General features: G+C 67.7%; 4 protein-coding genes and 1 pseudogene. 1 reads left to right on the forward strand and 4 read right to left on the reverse strand.

Features of this window, described 5'->3' with window-relative positions; all coding sequences use genetic code 11:
- The 4 genes from ACRDUX_RS06630 to ACRDUX_RS06645 form a co-directional block, all read right to left on the reverse strand.
- Positions 1 to 758: SDR family oxidoreductase (locus ACRDUX_RS06630; protein ID WP_526412183.1), on the reverse strand; the 758-nt coding region annotated here is incomplete at its 3' end.
- Positions 755 to 1,864 carry an acyl-CoA dehydrogenase family protein gene (locus ACRDUX_RS06635; protein ID WP_526412185.1) on the reverse strand — a complete coding sequence of 370 codons (1,110 nt, stop codon included), beginning with the start codon at positions 1,862 to 1,864 and terminating at the stop codon, positions 755 to 757. The genes ACRDUX_RS06635 and ACRDUX_RS06630, both read right to left, overlap by 4 nt.
- 28 nt (positions 1,865 to 1,892) lie before the next feature.
- Positions 1,893 to 3,002 (reverse strand): acyl-CoA dehydrogenase family protein, encoded by a 1,110-nt coding sequence (locus ACRDUX_RS06640; protein ID WP_526412189.1) that lies wholly within the window; start codon positions 3,000 to 3,002, stop codon positions 1,893 to 1,895.
- 49 nt (positions 3,003 to 3,051) lie between these two features.
- Complete coding sequence (locus ACRDUX_RS06645) at positions 3,052 to 3,915, reverse strand: SDR family oxidoreductase (RefSeq protein WP_526412187.1); 864 nt, start codon at positions 3,913 to 3,915, stop codon at positions 3,052 to 3,054.
- 106 nt (positions 3,916 to 4,021) lie between these two features.
- Between ACRDUX_RS06645 and ACRDUX_RS06650 the strand changes: the two are divergent.
- A pseudogene (locus ACRDUX_RS06650) lies at positions 4,022 to 4,460 on the forward strand (hypothetical protein); the annotation flags it as partial.

Here is a 4,460-nt window from a genome sequence, read left to right on the forward strand (position 1 = left end):
GCGCCGTCGAGGCGCATGACCTCGCCGTTGACGTACCCGTTGGTGAGCAAGAACGTTGCGGCATCGGCATATTCGTCGGGGGTGCCCAGCCGCTTCGGGAATGGGACGTTGGCGGCGAACTTCGCGATCGCCTCTTCGCCCACCGACTCCATGATCGGGGTCTTCATCGTGCCCGGCGCGATGGTGTTGACCCGGATGCCCACCGAGCTCAGGTCGCGGGCCGCGGCAATGGTCAGGCCGATGACGCCGGCTTTTGCCGCAGCGTAAGCGGTCTGGCCGATCTGGCCCTCGTAGCCGGCAACCGAGGCGGTCATGACGATGGCGCCACGTTCACCTCCCTCGCGAGGTTCGGCGGCAGCCACCGATGCCGCGACCAAGCGCGTCAGGTTGTAGGTGCCGTTGAGGTAGAGGTCGATCGTCTTGGCAAAGGCGCCGAAGTCGGCGGGGCTGCCGTCGCGCTGCACGATCCGCTGTGCGACACCGTAACCGCCGTGTGCGACGACCGCGTAGCGCAGCTGGCCGAGCTGGTTGGCCTGCTCGATCGCTGCGAGGATGCTGTCCTCACTCGTAACGTCGGTGCTGACGAAGAGCGCCCGGCTGCCCAGCTCGTCGGCCAGCGCCTTGCCCTTGTCGGCGGCGAGATCGGCAATCACCACTCCGAGCCCATCGGCGTGGAGGCGACGAACCGTCGCCTCACCCAGACCGCCAGCGCCGCCGCTGACAATGGCCGATGCACCTTCGAATTGTTGAACGGTCACTTGCTCTCCTTCATTTGATCGTTGTCGTCGATTTGGGTCAGATCGCCGGTCACCAAGTCCCAGGCGTCGTTCGAGGCCAGGGCCAGCCGACCCAGTCGGCGGGCGAAGTGGTTGGTGGTTCCGTAATCGGCGATCCAGCTCTGCGCGCGCAGGGTGTACAACCACAGCGGGTGCTCGCTGGTGACGCCGATCGCGCCGTGGAGCTGATGGGTGATGGTGGTGACGGGGCCGACGGCGCGGCCGACGGTGATCTTGGCGACCGTCACTGCGTAGTCGGTATGTGGCGAGCCAAAGCCGTGTTCCTCGGCAGCCGCGACGGCCAGTTCGACGGCGGCACGGGCCCTTTCGATCTCGCCGGCCATGCTTGCCAACGACTGCTGGACCGACTGGAATGCGCTGAGCGCCCGACCAAACTGGATGCGTTGCCGCGTGTGCTCTACCGAGAGCGCGGCGGCGACGTCCAGTGCACCGACGATCTGGACGCAGCGCGACCAGGCGCCGCGCCGGACGAGTTCGGCGCCCAAGGCCGACTCCACGGTGTGCAGTTGGTGGGCCGCGACGTCGAACGCGACCGAGTCGCGCGGTTCCCCAGCCAGATTGTGGCTTTCGTGCAGGGTGCCGGACTCGGCATCGAGGACGCCGACTCGCAAAGCATTCCGGCCGCGGATTGCGAGCACCGTCGTGCAAGCTCGCCCCCACGGCACGTCGAGCGCAGTGCCGGTCACTCGTTCACCGTCGGTGTCCGCGTCGGCGATCGCGACCGTCAGCGGTCCGTCGGGTAGCTCGATACCGGCCTGTTGCCCGAGCCAGCTTGCAAGAGCATCGGTTTCGGCCAGCGGTACCGCACCGGCATGGCGGGCCAGCCCGTAGAGCGCGACTGCGAGCTCCCGCGGCCCGGCATCCGAATCCGGCGTGCTCGTCAGTCGCGCGAGTCCGGTCTCTTCGAGATTTCGCCACAACTCGTCGTCGAAGCGGGCCGGGAGGCCGCGCCGTCCGATACCGGCGTCGTAGGACCGCCGCCCGAGGTCGTCGACCAGCTCGCGCAGTTCGGCGTCGTCGTCCCCGGTGACCTTCGTGACGAACACACCGCCGGCCAGCGCGCTCATGGTCGTCCGTTCTTCGCGCAAGCGCTCATCACCGCAACCCCATTCCTCGTGCGACGACGCCGCGGAGCACCTCGTTCGTACCGCCCCGCAGCGTGAACATGGGCTTGTGCAGCCAGGCGGTTGTCACCATCGCCTCCAGTTCCCGATTCGTCGGCAATCCCTCCAAGAGGTCGGAGATCAACTCCACCGAGTCGGTCTCGAACTGAGTGCCGAGGTCCTTGACCAGCGCCGCCAGGTTCGCCCCGTCGCCACCGTCGGTGAGCGTGCGGGCCACCGACAAGGAGAGTTGGCGCAACGAGATCAGCCGAGCGAGCAGATCTCCGACGAGTCCCGCGGTGCGGTCGTCGAGCGCGGGCCCGGCGCCGAGCGCTCGGATGGCAGCTAGCAGGAGCGGACCGGTGGACAGGATCCGCTCGGGGCCGCTGCGCTCGAAGGACAATTCCGAGGTGACCTGATGCCATCCGTTGCCGATCTCGCCAAGGACGTCGGCGTCGGAAACGAATACCTGATCGAGGATCACCTCGTTGAAGTGGTGCGCCCCCGACATCAGAATGATCGGCTCGATGCGGACGCCCTCGGCGGTGCACGGAATGAGGAACTGGCTGAACCCGTCGTGCCGGTGCTTGGGATCCTGCGGGCTGGTGCGGGCCAGGACGACGACCTGATGCGCGTGGTGAGCTCCACTGGTCCACACCTTGGTACCCGAGAGCAGCCAGCCGCCCTCGGTGCGTGTTCCCTTCGTCTGTACCGCGGCGAGATCGGATCCCGCGCCGTGTTCGCTCATGCCGATCGACGAATAGAGCCTGCCCGCTACGACTTGCGGCAACAGTCGCTCCCGCTGTTCCTCGGTGCCGTAGCTCAGCAGGCTCGGCGCGACCTGGCGGTCGGCAGTCCAGTGTGCTGCCACCGGCGCGCCCGCCGCGATCAATTCCTCGGTCACCACATAACGCTGAAGGTGCCCGAGATCGTGACCGCCGTAGCGCTTCGGGATGGTCAGGCCGAGGAAGCCCGCGGCGCCAAGGCGCGCCGAAAAATCCTGATCCCACTGACCGAGCCACGCATCGACGGCGGGCACCCAACCAAACTCAGCGCGGTCCGATCTCAGAAAGTCGCGCACCGCGTACCGCATCTTGGCCATCTCGGGCTCTCGCGCGCTCAACGCGTCGAAGGAACTCACTCGATGTCTCCTAGACGGTGGGGAGAGGGGTCGACGGAAGGTAGAAGTTGGGCGTCAGATCGTCCTCGCGCGCGGCGAGCAGGTAGCGCGAGAGATCGTCGATGCCCTCTTCTCGCAGGATCTCCTCGTCGGTGTAGAAGTGGCCGCTGCACGCCGCGGCGGGTCGAGTGACCAGCGCGTGCACCGCGTCGGCCATGATCTGCGGAGTGCGCGCCTGGGCGCGCACCGCTGCCTCGCCCATCGCGACCAGCATTCCCGTGCTGGCGATCGTGGTGGCCGGCCACAACGAGTTCACCGCGATCGGCACCGACGCAAACTCCTCGGCCCAGCCGAGGGTGAGCAGGCTTTCCGCATACTTGCCGACGGTGTGGCCGACGTGGGCTCCTACCCACCTGGGGTCCAGGCTCAGCGGTGGAGAGACGTTGACCACGTGCGCGTTGCCCGACCGGCGCAGATGCGGCAACGCCGCCTGGGTTACGGCGAACGGTCCCTCGACATTGATCTCGAGGAGCTTGCGCAGGCTCTTCGGCGGCAATTTGGCCGTCGGTCGCAGGTCGAGGGCGCCGGCATTGTTGACCACGACGTCGATACCGCCGAACTTCTCCACGACTGCCTCGATGGCGGCGGTGACCGCGTCGGCGTCCCGTACGTCGCAGACCAGTGGAAGTGCCCGTCCACCTGCACCTTCCGCGAGGTCGGCTGTCTCGGCGAGGGTTCCTGCGATCTTCGGGTTGGGCGTCTCGGTCTTGGCCAGCAGTGCGACCGCTGCGCCGTCGGCGGCGGCCCGGACGGCGATGGCGGCACCGATGCCGCGGCTGGCGCCGGTCACCACCACCACGCGACCGCTCAGAGTTCGAGGATCGGGTTTACTCACGGTTCATCGACCCTTCCGCCGTCACTCCGCTGTGGTGTTGAATGCTATAACTATATAGCTCATTAGCGGCGCATCGTCACGCGCCCATCGACCAAAGCGAGGCAACATGGCACAGGTCGTCTCGATCGGCACCTACCTGCCGCCCTGGACCGTGGGCAACCAACGGGTCAAGGGGCCCGACGAGGACGCGCTGACGATGGCGGTCGCCGCGGGTCGCGCCGCCGATCCCAATGCCACGGCGCAGCGCGTCGTGCTGGTGTCGCGCGACTTTCCGCTGTTGGAGGGCGGCAACGGCGCCGTGCTGCTGGCAGGGTTGTCGCTGTCGGCCGGGGTGGCGGTCAGTGAAGTCCTTGGTGGGGCGCCCGCGGTCCTCGACCAGATCCTCGGCGCCGCCGAGGGGACCCTCGTCATCGCCGCCGACGATTCCGCAACGGTGGCCGTCGCGGCTGCCGTCCTGATCGGTGCCGGCGGCGCCACTCTGGCACCGGTGTCTCGGCAGACCCGAAGCCTGCCCACCACCGCGCGTGGTGAGGACGGCACTCGGC

The organism is Mycobacterium sp., assembly GCF_050701675.1.
Classification (GTDB): domain Bacteria; phylum Actinomycetota; class Actinomycetes; order Mycobacteriales; family Mycobacteriaceae; genus Mycobacterium.